Annotated in this window: 9 protein-coding genes and 1 pseudogene; 9 read left to right on the forward strand and 1 reads right to left on the reverse strand. The window is 73.6% G+C overall.

Annotated elements, in window-relative coordinates; genetic code table 11:
- Positions 1-19 precede the first annotated feature (19 nt).
- The 5 genes and pseudogenes from ABT247_RS14980 to ABT247_RS15000 all read left to right on the forward strand — a co-directional run bounded on the left by ABT247_RS14980 (position 20) and on the right by ABT247_RS15000 (position 5588).
- Positions 20-1813, forward strand: coding sequence for a phytoene desaturase family protein (locus ABT247_RS14980; protein ID WP_350742753.1), 1794 nt, complete (start codon positions 20-22; stop codon positions 1811-1813).
- Between the two features lie 59 nt (positions 1814-1872).
- A complete protein-coding gene (gene sbnB / locus ABT247_RS14985) occupies positions 1873-2904 on the forward strand; it encodes a 2,3-diaminopropionate biosynthesis protein SbnB (protein ID WP_350742755.1) in 1032 nt (343 codons plus the stop codon).
- A gap of 142 nt (positions 2905-3046) precedes the next feature.
- Positions 3047-3490 (forward strand): annotated as a pseudogene (locus ABT247_RS14990) (MaoC family dehydratase); the annotation flags it as partial.
- 170 nt (positions 3491-3660) lie between these two features.
- On the forward strand, positions 3661-4980 hold the full coding sequence (locus ABT247_RS14995) for a sensor histidine kinase (protein ID WP_350742759.1): 1320 nt from the start codon (positions 3661-3663) through the stop codon (positions 4978-4980).
- Positions 4944-5588, forward strand: a complete 645-nt coding sequence (locus ABT247_RS15000) for a LuxR C-terminal-related transcriptional regulator (RefSeq protein ID WP_350742761.1) — start codon at positions 4944-4946, stop codon at positions 5586-5588. Before ABT247_RS14995 ends, ABT247_RS15000 begins: the two co-directional genes overlap by 37 nt.
- On the opposite strand, the gene ABT247_RS15005 is transcribed toward ABT247_RS15000, so the two are convergent.
- Positions 5573-5830 carry a DUF6059 family protein gene (locus ABT247_RS15005; RefSeq protein ID WP_350742763.1) on the reverse strand — a complete coding sequence of 86 codons (258 nt, stop codon included), beginning with the start codon at positions 5828-5830 and terminating at the stop codon, positions 5573-5575. The two genes, ABT247_RS15000 and ABT247_RS15005, sit on opposite strands and share 16 nt — an antisense overlap.
- Positions 5831-6157: 327 nt before the next feature.
- Between ABT247_RS15005 and ABT247_RS15010 the strand changes: the two genes are divergently transcribed.
- The 4 genes from ABT247_RS15010 to ABT247_RS15025 are packed head-to-tail and all read left to right on the forward strand — an operon-like array spanning position 6158 to position 14391.
- Positions 6158-7756 carry a TIGR02677 family protein gene (locus tag ABT247_RS15010; protein ID WP_350742765.1) on the forward strand — a complete coding sequence of 533 codons (1599 nt, stop codon included), beginning with the start codon at positions 6158-6160 and terminating at the stop codon, positions 7754-7756.
- Positions 7749-9023, forward strand: a complete 1275-nt coding sequence (locus tag ABT247_RS15015; RefSeq protein WP_350742767.1) for a TIGR02678 family protein — start codon at positions 7749-7751, stop codon at positions 9021-9023. The genes ABT247_RS15010 and ABT247_RS15015 overlap by 8 nt, the downstream gene beginning before the upstream one ends.
- Positions 9020-13123: a TIGR02680 family protein gene (locus ABT247_RS15020; RefSeq protein ID WP_350742769.1), complete on the forward strand. Its 4104-nt coding sequence runs from the start codon at positions 9020-9022 to the stop codon at positions 13121-13123. Before ABT247_RS15015 ends, ABT247_RS15020 begins: the two co-directional genes overlap by 4 nt.
- Positions 13124-13137: 14 nt before the next feature.
- A complete protein-coding gene (locus tag ABT247_RS15025) occupies positions 13138-14391 on the forward strand; it encodes a TIGR02679 family protein (RefSeq protein WP_350742771.1) in 1254 nt (417 codons plus the stop codon).
- Positions 14392-15454 lie beyond the last annotated feature (1063 nt).

The following is a 15454-nucleotide window of genomic DNA, read 5'->3' on the forward strand; positions in this document are numbered from 1 at the left end:
GGAGCGGATGGGAGCGCGGATGCGGCAGGGCGCGGGCCGGGAAGGCGCCGGCAGAGAAGGCACCGGCGCAGGGACGGGCGGAGGGACGGGCGCCACCGGCGCGGACGGCAGGGACCACCAGGACGGGGCCGTCGCCCGCCACTACGACGCGATCGTCGTCGGCAGCGGCCTGGGCGGCCTGGTCAGCGCCGGCTACCTGGCCGCCGACGGCCGCCGCGTCCTCGTCCTCGAACAGCACGACATCGCGGGCGGCAACGCCCACGTCTTCCGCCGGCGCCGCAAGTACGAGTTCGACGTGGGCACCCACTACGTCGGCGACTGCGGCGAGGGCGGCCTCTTCCCGTCCCTGCTGGCCGGCCTCGGCGTCCGCGACCGGGTCACCTTCCGGCCGATGGACAACGAGCACGGCTTCGACCGGATCATCACCCCCACCGCCACCCTGGACGTGCCCGCCGACTGGGCGGCCTACCGCGAGCGGCTCCACCAGGCGCTGCCCGAGGAGGCCGAGCGGGTCGACCGGTTCCTCGACCTCGCCCGCGCGGTGGCCGGCGCCACCCGGGACGGCCTGCACGGCACCTCCATGGTCGAGCTGTTCCGGCGCTCCCCGCACACCATGCGCTGGACCCGCCGCACCCTCGGCCAGGCGCTGGACCACTGCGAACTCTCGCCCAGGGCCCGCACCCTGGTCGCCGCCCAGGCCGGCAACTACGGCACCATGCCGGACGGCATCACCCTCGCCGAGCACGCCGCCATGCTCGACCACTACCTGCGCGGCGCCTACTACCCCGAGGGCGGCGGACAGGTCCTGGTGGCCGCCCTGGTCGAGGCCCTGGAGTCGTACGGCGGCGAGCTGCGCACCCGCCGCGAGGTGCGCCGCATCCTGATCGAGCACGGCCGCGCCACCGGTGTCGAACTCACCGACGGCACCCGGATCTCCGCCCCGCTGGTGATCTCCAACGCCGACTACCGCCGCACCGTGCTCGACCTGTGCGGCGGCGAGCCGGCCTTCCCGCCCGAGGTGGTCGCCCGGACCCGCGCCGCCACCATGCGCGGCGCCGTCGTCTCGGTGTACGTCGCCCTGGACACCGAAGTGCCGGGCCTGCCGAACGCCAACATCTGGTGGCACGACAGCGACGACATGGAGGCCGCCCACGCCGCCGTGCGGGAGCGCTGGGAGCGCGACGGCACCTTCGACTCGGTGCCGCAGCTGACCTTCTCCTTCGCCTCGCTCAAGGACCCGGGCGCCACCGCGGTCTGCCCGCCCGGCCACAGCAACTTCCAGCTGATGACCGGCTGCCCTCCCGGCTACGGCTTCTGGGGCGTGCCCGCCGGCCCGGTGGCCGGCGAGCCCTACCGCCGCAACCCCGCCTACCTCGACCGCAAGCGCCGGATCACCGAGCTGATGCTGACCACCGCCGAGAAGGTGATCGGCCCGTTCCGGGACCGCGTCACCCACCTGGAGACCGCCACCCCGCTCAGCCACGAGCGCTACATCCGGGGCACCGGCGGCACCCCCTACGGCATGGCCGACTGGGGCGGCGTCGGCCAGCGCCCGGACGTCCGCACCGAGGTGGAGGGCCTCTACGTGGTCGGCCAGAGCGTCCGCTACGGCAGCGGCCTCGGGGCCGTCGCCACCAGCGGGATGGCCGCCGCCGGACAGATCCTGGGCCGCCCGCTGCTGCCCGAGGTGCTCGGCGGCACGGTGCTCGGCGACCCCTCCCGGCTGCCCGAGCGCGGCCCGGACTGGGACCCGCTGGTGGCCTCCCGCGGCCGGGCCCGCCACCACGCCAAGGGCCTCGCCCGCATCGGCTGAGCCGGACGCGCCGCACGCGCGCAGCCGGATCCCTTCACCCCACCAGGAGCAGTGTTCCCATGACCCAGGTACCCACCTTCGCCGTGGTCTCCGGCGCCCAGGTGCACGAAGCCCTCCACGGGCACGAGGACGAGGTCGTCGCCGTGGTCGAGGCCGCGTACCGGCTGCACGGCGAAGGACGGACGGTCAACCCCGACTCGTACTTCCTGCGCTTCCCGGACCGCCCGTCCGACCGGATCATCGCCCTGCCCGCCTCCGTCCAGGGCGAGGTCGGGGTGCACGGCATCAAGTGGATCTCCAGCTTCCCGGGAAACGTCGCGGCCGGCCTGCCGCGCGCCTCGGCCGTCCTGATCCTCAACGACGCCGAGACCGGCTACCCCCTCGCCTGCCTGGAGTCGTCGATCATCAGCGCGGCCCGCACCGCCGCCTCGGCCGCCCTCGCCGCGGCCCGGCTGGCCGACGCCCGCGGCGAACGCCCGCGCCGGGTCGGCTTCTTCGGAGTCGGGCTGATCGCCCGCTACATCCACACCTACCTGGCCGCGAACGGCTTCGACTTCACCGAGGCCGGCATCCACGACCTCTCCCCCGAGCACGCCCGGGGCTTCGCCGACTACCTGCGCCGCGCCGAGGGCGAGGAGTTGGCGATCACCGTCCACGACAAGCCCGAGGACCTGGTCCGCGGCAGCGACCTGATCGTCTTCGCCACCGTCGCCGGCGAGCCGCACGTCACCGACCCCGACTGGTTCGCCCACCACCCGCTGGTGCTGCACGTCTCGCTGCGCGACCTCTCCCCCGAGATCGTCCTCGACTCCTGGAACGTGGTCGACGACGTCGAGCACTGCATGAAGGCCGCCACCTCCCCGCACCTGGCCGAACAGCTGGTCGGTCACCGGGAGTTCGTGGCCGGCACGCTCTACGACGTGCTCACCGGCGCGATCACCCCGCCCGCCGACCGCCCGGTGGTGTTCTCCCCGTTCGGCCTCGGAGTGCTCGACCTGGCCGTCGCCAAGCACGTCCACGACCGGGTCCGGGCCGCCGGGCAGCTGCACACCGTGCCCGACTTCTTCCACGAGCTCAAGCGCTACGGCTGAGCCGCCCCGCCGAGCCCCCACCGAGCCCGCCGGACGCCCGCCCCCGCCAGCCGGGGCGGGCGTCCGCCCGTGCGCGTCCCTGTCCACCGCACGTCAGTGCAGCGTCAGTCGGGTGTCAGCCTCCCGGACGGAGAATCACCGCATGAGATCCTTTGCCAGCCTCGCCGAGTTCGCCGGGGCGACCGGGGAACACCTCGGATACAGCCAGTGGCTGGAGGTCACCCAGCACAGCGTGGACGAGTTCGCCCGCGCCACCGGCGACCTCCAGTGGATCCACGTGGACCCGGACCTCGCGGCCGCCGGCCCGTTCGGCGGGACCATCGCCCACGGCTACCTGACGCTCGGTCTGCTGCCCGCGATGATGCGCGCGATCTTCGAGATCAGGGACGTCACCATGGGCGTCAACTTCGGTCTGGACAAGGTGCGTTTCCCGCACCCGGTCCGGGTCGGCGCCCGGGTCCGCGGCGGCGCCAAGGTCACCGGCGTCCGCGAGACCCCGGCGGGACACCTGGCCGCCGTCCGGATGACCGTCGAGATCGAGGGCGAACCGCGGGCCGCCTGCGTGGCGGACACCCTGTCGCTGTTCGTCGCCGGCGGGGAGACGCTCGAACGGCCCGGTCCGACGGCCCGCGAGAGCGCCAAGCAGGCGGCCCAAGAGGGGACTTAGTACTACCGCCATCCCCACCCCGCCTTCGCCACAATGGTCACCCGGCCACCACGGCCGGAGCAGCGAAGGCACCAGAGAGGAGCGTGTCCATGGACCGCACGATGCAGCTCGGGGGAAGCCCCGCACCGGCCGAGATCAGGGGTTTCTCGGCCTCCGCCGGACTCACCGGGCTGCGACGGGCACTGGCCCTCTGCTGGATGTCCGCCGCCGCCTTCGGCCGCAGCCTCGCCGTCACCACCGCGATCTCCCTGATCGGCCCCGGCCTCGGGCTGGTACCGCGGGCCATGGAGCGGGTGCGCGCCCTGGCGGCCCGTCAGCGCGGCCTGGCCGAGGCCTGGTCGGGCGTACGGATCCCGGGCCCGCCCGGGCCCCTGCCGCCCGCGCCCGAAGGCGCCTCGGGGGCGATCGCCCGCTACCGCTGGATCATGAGCGACCCGCAGACCAAGCGGGAGTTCGCCTGGGTCCTCACCGACCCGATCGCCGGCGGCTTCCTCGCCTTCATGCCGATCGCGCTGGTGCTCAGCGGCCTCTGGGGCATCTTCCTGGCCTTCTTCGGCGTCCCGCTGTCCACCGAGTGGGACGGCCTCTGGTACCAGTTCATCCCGATCGACGGCCAGGCCACCGCCGTGCTCGCCGGCGTGCTCGGCGTCCTCCAACTCCCCCTGGCGCTCTGGATGGCGCCGCGCGCCGTCCGCAAGCACGCGCTGTACACCCGGTCGATGCTCGCCCCGAGCGAGCAGGAGCTGATGGCCAGCCGGATCGAGCACCTCACCACCACCCGCAGCACCGCGGTGGACACCCAGATGGCCGAGATCCGCCGGATCGAACGCGACCTGCACGACGGCGCCCAGGCCCGCCTGGTCGCGATGGGCATGACCCTCGACGCCGCCGAACACCTCCTGGAGACCAACCCGGACGCCGTCCGCGCCCTGCTGATCGAGGCCCGCGAATCCTCCTCCAAGGCGCTGGAGGAGATCCGCAACCTGGTCCGCGGCATCCACCCGCCGGTCCTCGCCGACCGCGGACTCGCCGACGCGGTACGGGCTCTGGCGATGGTCTGCCCGGTCCCCACCGAGGTCGCGGTGGACCTCCCCGGCCGCCCCGAGATGCCCGTCGAGTCCGCCGCCTACTTCGCCATCTCGGAGATCCTCGCCAACGTCGCCAAGCACTCCCACGCCGACCGCGCCTGGATCGACATTCGCTACGATCACGGCATGCTGCGCATCACCGTCACGGACACCGGCCGCGGCGGCGCGGACGCCTCCCGGGGCACCGGACTGCGCGGCATCGAGCGGCGGCTCGCCACCTTCGACGGCGTCCTCGCCGTCAGCAGCCCCGTCAACGGCCCGACGATGGTCACCATGGAGCTCCCGTGCGCATTGTCCTCGCCGAAGACCACTTCCTCCTGAGGGACGGCCTGATCCGCCTCCTCCAGGCCTACGGCCACGAGGTGGCGGCCGCCGTCGACAACGGCGCCGACCTCCTCCGCGCCCTCACCGAACAGCAGCCGGACGTCGCCATCGTCGACGTCCGGCTGCCACCCAACTTCACCGACGAGGGCCTGCGGGCCGTCCTCACCGCCCGCCGCACCATGCCCGACCTCCCGGTCCTGCTGCTCTCCCAGTACGTCGAGCCCCTGTACGCCCGCGAACTCCTCGCCAGCGGCGGCCGCGGCGTCGGCTACATGCTCAAGGACCGCGTCACCAACGGCTCCCAGTTCCTCGACTCGATCCGCCGCGTCGCCGACGGCGGCACCGCCATGGACCCGGAGGTCATCTCCCAACTCCTGGTCCGCAAGGAGCGCGACGAGTCGATCGCCGCCCTCTCCGACCGCGAACGCGAAGTCCTCGAATGGCTCGCCCAGGGCCGCTCCAACGCCGGCATCGCCCAGGGCCTCTTCATCACCGAGAAGGCCGTCGCCAAGCACATCAGCAACATCTTCACCAAGCTCAACCTGCACCCCGCCGACGCCGACAACCGCCGCGTCCTCGCCGTCCTCGCCTACCTCGACCAGTGATCCGGCAGGTCGGACAGGTCGGCCAGCTGACTCCACAACCCGCGCTCCACCGCCGACATTCCGACACCCGGCACCACCCGCTCCGGATGCCCCACCCCCGGCCCGCACAGCCCCCCGGCCTCGGCCGCCGCCTCCGCCGCCCTCAGCGCCCCCACCACGTGCACCTCCCCGAGCGCCACGAAACCCGCGCCCAGCCGCCCCCACCACCGGCCGACCCGCCCCCGCCACACCCCGCTCGCCATTCCCCCAGCCTGCCCACGCCCCCTCGAGCGGCCCTCGATCCGCCGGGCCGGCGCCCCTCAGGAGTCGCGCCGGTCGGCTCCTGCGGTCGGGAAGGCCTCGCCGGTCATGCCGGCGGTGAGGGTGGTGCCGTCGGCCGGGTCGTTGTCAAGACGACCTACGTCCGCTGAACACGGCTGAGTCGGGGGCGGGCGGTAAGCCGGTGCACCACCGGCCGCCTGCACGGCAGCTGCTGGGATGTGCGGCATGGTACGGCAGCCCGGGGCACCGAGCCGTCCGATTCGGTCGTGCCGACCGAGCGCGCTCGGCCATCCGGCACAATGGTGCGCATGACCAGCGCCGACGACCCGCCTGCGAGCCCGCCGGTGGGCGACACCGGCCGCGGTGACGGGCCGTACCAGCCTTTCGCTCACCTCACCACCGAGCACTGCGCCCTCTACCGCCAGGTGATGGGAGTGTTCGTCCGGGCCAAGCAGGAGTTCACCGTCCACCTGCGCCCGGAGGACGTGCATCTGGGGCTGCCGCCGGAAGCACGTCCGCCGCTCGAGGGGGTCGCGACCGCGCTGGAGCGGCTCGCCCGGTGGGGCAATCTGCGGGCCGACCCGGACACCAGCCGGGTCACCGCGCTGGAGGACTTCTACCGCGCCCGCCACATCTACCAGCTGACCCGCGCGGGCGAGGCCGCCGAGGAGGCGCTGGCCGCGTACGACGAGGCGCTCGGCCGGCGCGGTGAGCTGCAGGCGGTGGCGCTGGCGGACATCACGGTGCAGCTGCGGGCGCTGCTGGCGCTGGCCGGGCAGCCCGGACCCGACCCGGCCGTGGTGCACCTGTCGCTGCTGGCGCTGGTGGACCGCTTCTCGGGCCTGGCGGAGAACGCGCGGGCGTTCATGAACTCGCTGCAACGGACGGTCGACCTGCACGAGGCCGAGGTCGAGGTGTTCCTCGCCTACAAACAACGGCTGATCGAGTACCTGGAGCGGTTCATCGAGGACCTGGTCACCCGGGGAGCCGAGATCGCCGGTCTGCTGACGGACTTGGGCACGGCCGGGGCGGGTCCGGTCGGGCCGCTGCTGCGGCTGGCCGCCGAGCGCGAGTCCTCCGACGCGGCCCCGGACGCCACCGCCGAAGCCCGGGCCGCCGCCGAGCGCCGCTGGGACGGGCGCTGGGAGGGCCTGCGGGCGTGGTTCCTGAGCGTGCCGGGGCGCAACTCCCAGGCGAAGCTCCTGCGTTCGGCCGCCCGCCAGGCGATTCCCCAGCTGCTCGCCGTCGTCCAGGCGTTGAACGAACGCCGGGCCGGCCGGTCGGACCGCTCGGCCGACTTCCGGGAGCTGGCCCGCTGGTTCGCCGAGGCGCCCGACGACGAGTCCCGCCACCGGCTGTGGCGATCCGCGTTCGGGCTCTACTCGGCGCGTCATCTGACCATCGACCAGGAGGCGTTGGCCGAACGGGACGCCGAACCGGTGCCGCCCTCCGCATCCTGGTACGAGGCACCGGGCGTGCGGATCAGCCCGCAGCTGCGCCGAACCGGTTCGTACGAGCGGCGCGGCCGGAACAGGGCGGTGCAGGACCGTGCCGAGGCCAAGGCATACCTGGCCGAGCTGGCACGCAAGCAGGCCGATCAGGCCGCCGCTGCTCGCGCCCGGCTGGCCACCCGGGGAGAGGTCCGGTTGAGCGACCTCGACGAGTTGGATCGGGATTCCTTCCGGCTGTTCCTGCAGTTGCTCGGGGACGCCCTGGCGAAGTGGCGGCCGGGTACGGAGTCGGTGTCCACCACCACCAACGACGGGACGATGGAGATCAGGTTGACCAGCTTCCCGGGCGGCGGGATCGCCGAGGTGCACACCCTCGACGGCGTCCTTCGGGGTCCCGAGCACCTGGTGGAGATCATCGACCTCACCACCGAACGCGCGGGAGCAAGCCGTGAGTGACAACCGCCTGGGCGACGTCCTCGCCGCGCAGCGGGCGGAGGAGTTCCGCCGGGCCGCGCGGGCACTGCTGCGCCGACCGCTGCTGCGCGCGGGCGGTCCCCACTCCGAGGACTTCCGCCTGGTCCGACAGCACGCGGCCGAACTGCGCACCTGGTTCGAGCGGAACACCGGCTGGGCCCTGCTGGTGGACTCCGAGGTGGCCCGGCTGCGCCGCATTCCGGGTCAGGACGGCGATCCGACCCATCCGGCACGGGACCAGCGCACCGGGCTCCCGTTCTCCCGGCGGCGCTACGTCCTGGTCTGCCTGTGCCTGGCGGTGCTGGAGCGTGCCGAGCACCAGATCGCACTGGGCCGGCTGGCCGAGCAGGTGGTCCTCGCGGCGGCGGACCCGGCGCTGGAGAGTGCCGGAATCGACTTCACCCTCTCCGACCGCGAGCAGCGCACCGACCTGGTGGCGGTGGTCCGGCTGCTGCTGGAGTGGGGCGTGCTGGCCAAGGTCGCCGGCGACGAGGACGCGTTCCTCAAGTCGGCCGGTGACGCCCTGTACGACGTGGACCGCCGGGTGCTGGCCGGACTGCTGGTGTCCCGGCGCGGCCCGAGCACCGTACGCGCCGACGGCTTCGCGGAGCGGCTGGCCGAACTCAACGCCGAGGTGCTGCCGGACAGCGACGAGCTGCGCAACCGGGCGCTGCGGCACACGCTGACCCGGCGGCTGCTGGACGATCCGGTGCTGTACGCCGGCGGTCTGTCGGAGGCCGAGATCGCCTACCTCACCTCCCAGCGCGGTGCGTTGACCCGCCGGATCAGCGACCTCACCGGGCTGGTCCCGGAGGTGCGGTCCGAGGGCATCGCCATGGTGGACCCGGACGACGACCTGACGGATCTCCGGATGCCGGAGCAGGGCACCGACGGCCATGTGGCACTCCTCCTCGCCGAGTACCTGGCCGGGAAGGGCGGTACCGTCCCGCTCGCCGAACTGCACCGCCAGGTGGCGGGCTGGGCGCTGGAGCACGCCGGGTTCTGGCGGCGCAGCGCCACCGTACCCGGCGCCGAGGCCGAGCTGACCGAGCAGGCCGTCGAACGACTGGTCGCGCTCGGCTTGCTGGAGCGCGCGGCCACCGCGGACGGCAGCCCCGCCGTCCGTGCCCGCCCGGCACTGGACCGCTACCGGGTCGGCGAGACAATCTTGCTGGAGCCCGGCCAGAGCGCTCCCCGGAGGAGCACCCAGACGTCCGCGAAGAGCACGAAGGGCAAGAGGACCCGATGAACCCGACTGTCGCGCTGCCGTCCCCCGGCCGCACCCGCTGGCAGCCGCTGCGGGTCGGCCTGGTCGACCTCTTCTACTACGACGTCGAGGAGTTCCATTTCCGCGACGGCCGCCTGCTGTTCCGCGGCAACAACGGCACCGGCAAGTCCAAGGTGCTCGCCCTGACCCTGCCCTTCCTGCTGGACGGCGACCTCTCCCCGCACCGGGTCGAGCCTGACGCCGACCCGAAGAAGCGTATGGAGTGGAACCTCCTCCTCGGCGGCGAGCACCCGCACCCCGAACGGCTCGGCTATACCTGGATCGAGCTCGGCCGCCTGGACGAGGACGGCACCGCGCACTACACCACCCTGGGCTGCGGTCTCAAGGCCGTCAGCGGCCGTGGTATCGCCCGGCACTGGTACTTCGTCACCGACCGGCGGATCGGCTCCGAGCTGCGGCTGCTGGACTCCACCGGCGCAGCGATCACCCGCGACCGGCTGGCCGAGGCGCTGGACGGGCGCGGCCTGGTGTACGACTCGGCGCGGGCGTACCGCCGAGCGGTGGACGAAGCTTTGTTCGGCCTCGGCGAACAGCGCTACGCGGCCCTGGTCGACCTGCTGGTCCAGCTGCGCCAACCGCAACTGTCCAAGCGGCCCAGCGAGAAGGCGCTCTCCCAGGCGCTCACCGAGTCGCTGCCGCCGATGGACCAGGCCGTGATCGCGGACGTAGCCGAGGCGTTCCGCTCCCTGGACGAGGAGAAGGAGCAGCTGGCGGTCATGGTGGCCGCTGAGCGCGCCGCCACCGGCTTCCTGGAGCACTACCGCCGGTACGCCCGGGTAGCCGCCCGGCGCAAGGCCCGCGCGCCCCGGGCCCAGCACTCCCGCTACGAGGCGCTTCGCACCGAACTGAACACCGCCGAACAGGACTTCGAGGCGGCAGGGTTGGCATTGGAGGCGGCCGAGGCCCGACTGGCGGAGCTGGACCAGCTGCGCTCCGGCCTGCGGGCCCGGGACGAGGCGCTGCGGGCCGGCCCGGAGATGCGCAGCGCCCGCGAGCTGGAGCAGGCCGCCGACCTCGCCGGACGCACCGCCCGGGACGCCGAACGCGCGGAGGCGGACCGCACCCGCGCCGAGGACGAGCTGACCCGGTACGCCACTCGGCTCGGCGCGGCGCGCTCGCGCGCCGAAGCCGCCGACCGGGCACAGGACGCCGCCCTGGCCAGGGCCGGAGAGGCGGCCGCGTCCGCCGGAGTGGAGCGGGAGCACACCGACCGGGTCAGCCTCCCGCTCGCAGCGGGGGATCCGCCCGAGGCCGCGCAGCGGAGCTGCGCCGAGTTCACCGACCGGCGGCTGCGCTCGGTCGTCCTGGTCGAGGAGCAGCTGGCCGCAGCCCAGGACGCGCTACGTGAACTTGACCGGAACCGGCGGCAGTTGGCGGATGCCGACGAGGACCTGACCCGCCGGGCCGACCTGCGGACCGAGGCCGAGGAGAACGCCGCGCAGGCAGGCCGGGACTACCTCTCAGCCGTGCGCGCCCACTTCACCTCCTGCACGCTGCTCCGCCCCGCCGACCCCGAGGGCATGCTCGACGAACTCGCCCAGTGGGTCGAGACGCTGAACGGCTCCGACCCCTCCCGTATGGCGGCGCAGCTGACCGCCTCCTCGGTCGGCGCCGAACTCGCCTCCCGGCAGGCTGCACTGGAGCTCCAGCAGCGGGATCTCGACAGCTGCGCGGAAGAACTGCGCACCGAGCTCGTGGAGTTGAGCTCCGGCGGCCAGCGAGGTCCGCAGACGCCGCGCACCCGCTCCCCCGAGGCCCGCCAGGACCGCCCGGGCGCGCCGCTCTGGCGCCTGGTCGACTTCACGGATCACCTGCCGGACCACCGGACCGCTGGGCTGGAAGCCGCCCTGGAGGCGTCCGGCCTGCTCGACGCCTGGGTCGGCCCGGACGGCTCACTGGCCGCCGCCGATACCTGGGACACCCTGCTGACCGCCGGCCCGCCGGTGGACGGGCGCTCGCTGGCCAGCGTCCTGCGCCCGGCGGTCGACCGCGCCGACCCGGCCGCCGCCGCCCTGCCGGACGAACTGGTCTCGCGGCTGCTGAGCGGGATCGGCCTGCTCGACGTGGACGACGATCTCCCGGACACCGGCAGCTGGGTGGGCCTGGACGGCCGCTTCCGCCTCGGAGCACTCACCGGCGCCTGGTCCAAGCCGACCGCCGAGTACCTGGGCGAGAGCACGCGCGAACAGGCCAGGCGCGTCCGGATCGCCGCCGTCAACGCCGAACTCGACCACCTCGCAGGGCGGCTGCAGGACCTGGCGGACCGGTCCGAGAGCCTGGCGGCCGACGCACGCACCCTCGCGGCGGAGCAGGCCGCGCTGCCGGACGACTCCGCCCTGCGGGCCGCCCAGGCCGGGGTCGCGGCGGCCCAGCAGGAGCACACCCGGGCCGCCGAGCGCCGCGCCGCCGCCGACCGGGCCGCCGCCGACGCCGCCGCCGACGCCGACCGGGTGACGGAAGAACTCCATTCGATCGCCGCCGAGTTGGGGTTGCCGACCAGCAGCACCGACCTACGCGGCATCCGCGACGCGCTCGGCTCCTACCGCGAGGCCCTGGCGGCACTCTGGCCGGCCGTACGCGAGACCCGCGCGGCCCGTACCGCACTGGCCACCGAGGAGGCCGACCACACCCGGGCCGCCGAGCACGCCGCCGAACTCGCCGAGCGCTCCCGCGCGGCGGCCCGGGAGGCCGTCGCGGCCGGCGAACGCCACGAGACGCTCAAGGCCACCGTGGGCGCGGCCGTCGCCGAGCTGCAACGCCAACTCGACCAGGTCAAGGCCGCCCTGCGCGACTGCGAGGAGGCCGAGCGGGCCACCCGCCGCGAGCAGAACGCCGCCACCGGCCGCCAGGCCGCCGCCGACGCCCTGCGCACCCGGGTACGCGGTGAGATCGAGGACACCGTCCGCACCCGGGAGGAGGCGATCGACGCGCTGCGCCGCTTCGCCGCCACCGGCCTGCTCGCTGTCGCCCTGCCCGAGCTCGAGCACGCCTCCGACTCCTGGGCTCCCGAGCCGGCCGTCCGGCTCGCCCGCGCCGTCGAGCGCGAGCTGGAGTCCGTCGACGACTCCGACCCGGCGTGGGAGCGCGTCCAGCGCAGGATCACCGAAGAGCTCAAGGACCTCTCCGACGCCCTGGCCCGCCACGGGCACACGGCCGCCGCCCGCATGATGGACGACGGCCTGGTCGTCGACGTCGTCTTCCAGGGCCGGGAGCGCTCCGTCCCCGCGCTCGCCGCCGCCCTGACCGCCGAGGTGGCAGACCGCCGGCAGCTGCTCTCTGCCCGCGAGCAGGAGATCCTGGAGAATCACCTGATCACCGAGGTGGCCGGGACCCTCCAGGAGCTCGTCAGCGCCGCCGAGCACCAGGTGCTGAAGATGAACGAGGAACTGAAGGACCGCCCGACCAGCACCGGCATGCTGCTCCGCCTGGTCTGGCGGCCCGCGCGCAACGCGCCCGGCGGCCTGACCGCCGCCCGCGACCGCCTGCTGCGCCAGTCCTCCGACGCCTGGACCGCCGCCGACCGCACCGCCCTCGGCGAGTTCCTCCAGGCCCAGATCGACCGCGCCCGCACCGACAACCCCGCCGGCACCTGGCTCGAACACCTCACCGCCGCTCTGGACTACCGCTCCTGGCACGAGTTCGGCATCGAGCGGCACCAGCACGGCCGGTGGCAGTCCGCCACCGGCCCGGCCTCCGGCGGCGAGCGGGTGCTCTCCGTCTCCCTGCCGTTGTTCGCCGCCGCGTCCTCCCACTACGCCTCCGCCGGCAACCCGCACGCCCCGCGCCTGGTCACCCTGGACGAGGCGTTCGCCGGTGTCGACGACGACTCCCGGGCCAAGTCGCTCGGTCTGCTCACCGCCTTCGACCTGGACGTGGTGATGACCTCCGAGCGCGAATGGGGCTGCTACCCGCAGGTGCCGGGCCTCGCCATCGCCCAGCTCTCCCGCGTCGACGAGATCGCCGCCGTCCTGGTCACCCGCTGGGAGTGGGACGGCCGGCACCGCAGCCTGGTGACCGACGGCGAGGTTCCGCCGCAACGCCAGGAAGGACTCTTCGCCTGACGATGGGCCTCCCCATGGACCTGCCCCGCCTCCAGCGTCTGCTCGGCGCACACGAGCTCGCCTGGCTGCTCGACCGCGCCCGCCGACGCCTGGAAGCCGGGCGGCCCCTCGACGGGACGGTCTCCCTGACCGAGGCCGACGACGCCGCCCGGGCGGCCGTCGCCCGCCTCCTGGGCCGGCCTCCGCGCCCCGGCCGGTCACTGTCCGTCTCGCTGGCCGCCGTCGACCGCACGCTCCGGGCCAGCGGCGCCAGCCCGGACGGGCTCGCCGCGGCCGTGGTGGCGCTGACCGGCCCGGTCACCGACAAGCGCGCGCAGGATGCAGCCCTGGCCACCGCATGGCAGCGCGCACTGTCCGAGCTCGAGCACCCCGCCGTCACCGAGCGGCCCGAACTCGCCTCCTGGCAGGCCAAGGTGGCGGCCACCGGCCTCCTCAGGCGGCTCGCGGGCGGCGACCCGGCCACAGCCCATCGGTTGGCCGTCGACGCAGTTCGGGTCCTGGCCCGGCTCCCCGCCGACGGACTCACGCTGCCCGTCCTCGCCGCCCGCACCCTCGGCGACGCCCACGCCCTGGACCAGGGCCGTCCGCTCGGCGCGCTCGTCCACTCCGCCGTCCGGGCCCTGGCCGCCACCGAGCTGCCCAGCGGCGCCGAAGGCCGCCGTGCGGCCTGGGCGGCCGCCGGCGTTGCCCTGGACGAACTATCCTCGCGCGTCCTCGTCCTCGGCCTGCCCGGTTCCACCAGCAGCACCACCGGGCGCATCCTCGCCGCCGCCCACGAGGGCGGTGAACCCTGCCTGCTGACGCTGCGCCAGCTCACCCGACAGCGGCCCGCGCTCGGCCTCGCCGAGCGCACTGTCCACGTCTGCGAGAACCCCGCCGTCCTCGCGGCAGCCGCCGACGAACTGGGTTCCGACTGCCCGCCGCTGGTGTGCGTCGAAGGCCAACTGTCCGTCGCCGCCCGCACTCTGCTGGGTCACCTCGCCGACCAGGGCTGCCGGCTCGCGTACCACGGCGACTTCGACTGGGGCGGCATCCGCATCGCCTCCGGCGTCCTCCGCCTCCCCGGCGCCCTCCCCTGGCGCTACGACAGCGCCTCCTACCGCACCGCGGTCGAACGCGGCCTCGGCACCCCGCTCAGCACCGGCATCCCGACCCCCACCCCCTGGGACCCTGGCCTCGCCCCGGCCATCACCGAGCACGCCGTCCGCATCGAGGAGGAGCACCTGCTCGACCAACTGCTCACCGACCTCCGCCGGCACACCGCATAGTCGGGAGAGGGCCCGTCGGACGACCCCCGACCCGCTGACCATCACGCGGCGGCCCACACGCAGGCACCCGCATGCCGGGCCAGCAGACCTTGCAGCCGGCACGGCCCCGCCCCGACTGCCGGACACGCGCTCCACACTGGTGACCATGCTTCCTGTCGGAACAGAACAGCACAGCACAGCTGAAGAAAGCCTGCGCGCCACCGTCCAACCTCCCCGCACGGCTGTCCATCGGTCGCCCCCCGGCAAGCTTTCACACTCGCCGACTCCAGTCATTCCTGTGGCCGCTCCACCTGCGACTTTAATCTGCAAGGTCTGCGGTCCTGGACGGCCCCACATGGCGACGGGCAGGGCCAGCTGTCCGCTTCCCCCGCTTCCGAAGGTCAACAACAGAGAAACCCCGGGTCAGATCCGGTGACCTGGGGTTCACCATGGAGCCGCCTGCGGGATTCTCACCCGCGACCTACGCATTACGAGCCCGAGAGTGATCATGTTGGCTACTGCCAGCACTGATCACTTGGTGATGAACCCGCAGATCAGAGCAGTGCTGCGTGGTCGACGATCCCGCCCGAACCGGCACGTGCCGCCCCGTCCGCTCACGCATCGCTCACGCAGACATACAGCTAGATCAGGGCTTCGACCGTGAACGGCTGCTACTGAGAGCACCGAAGGTCGCCCTGCTACCCAGGGAGCTGCCTCTTGAGGTCGCAGCGCTGGCGGCTCAGTCAAGGAAAAGGTGCATGCCCGCACGGTAGTCGCCCCTCTGCTGGCGCATGGTGGGGAGGATGTCGTACTGGTCGAGGTCGGCGGTCTGAACGAAGGGGGCCGGCAGCCCCGTCTTTGATCGTCGCCTGGCCGTCGAGGGGACAGCCGATACAGGTGTTCTCGCACTGCTCGGGAGCCGCCGGGACGCCAAGCGCCTTCAGATGCCCATCACGCTGATCGCTGTTGCCCCTCTGAGCTGAGACGTGCCTAGTGAGCTGGTTCGGAGTTGGTGCGTCGCCTCATGAGTTGCCGTGCGTACCGACTTCCGGCGAACGGCTGCGGCCGGGGCCATGAGCGCGGT

It is taken from the genome of Kitasatospora sp. NPDC001539 (genome assembly GCF_040298565.1).
Classification (GTDB): Bacteria; Actinomycetota; Actinomycetes; order Streptomycetales; family Streptomycetaceae; genus Kitasatospora.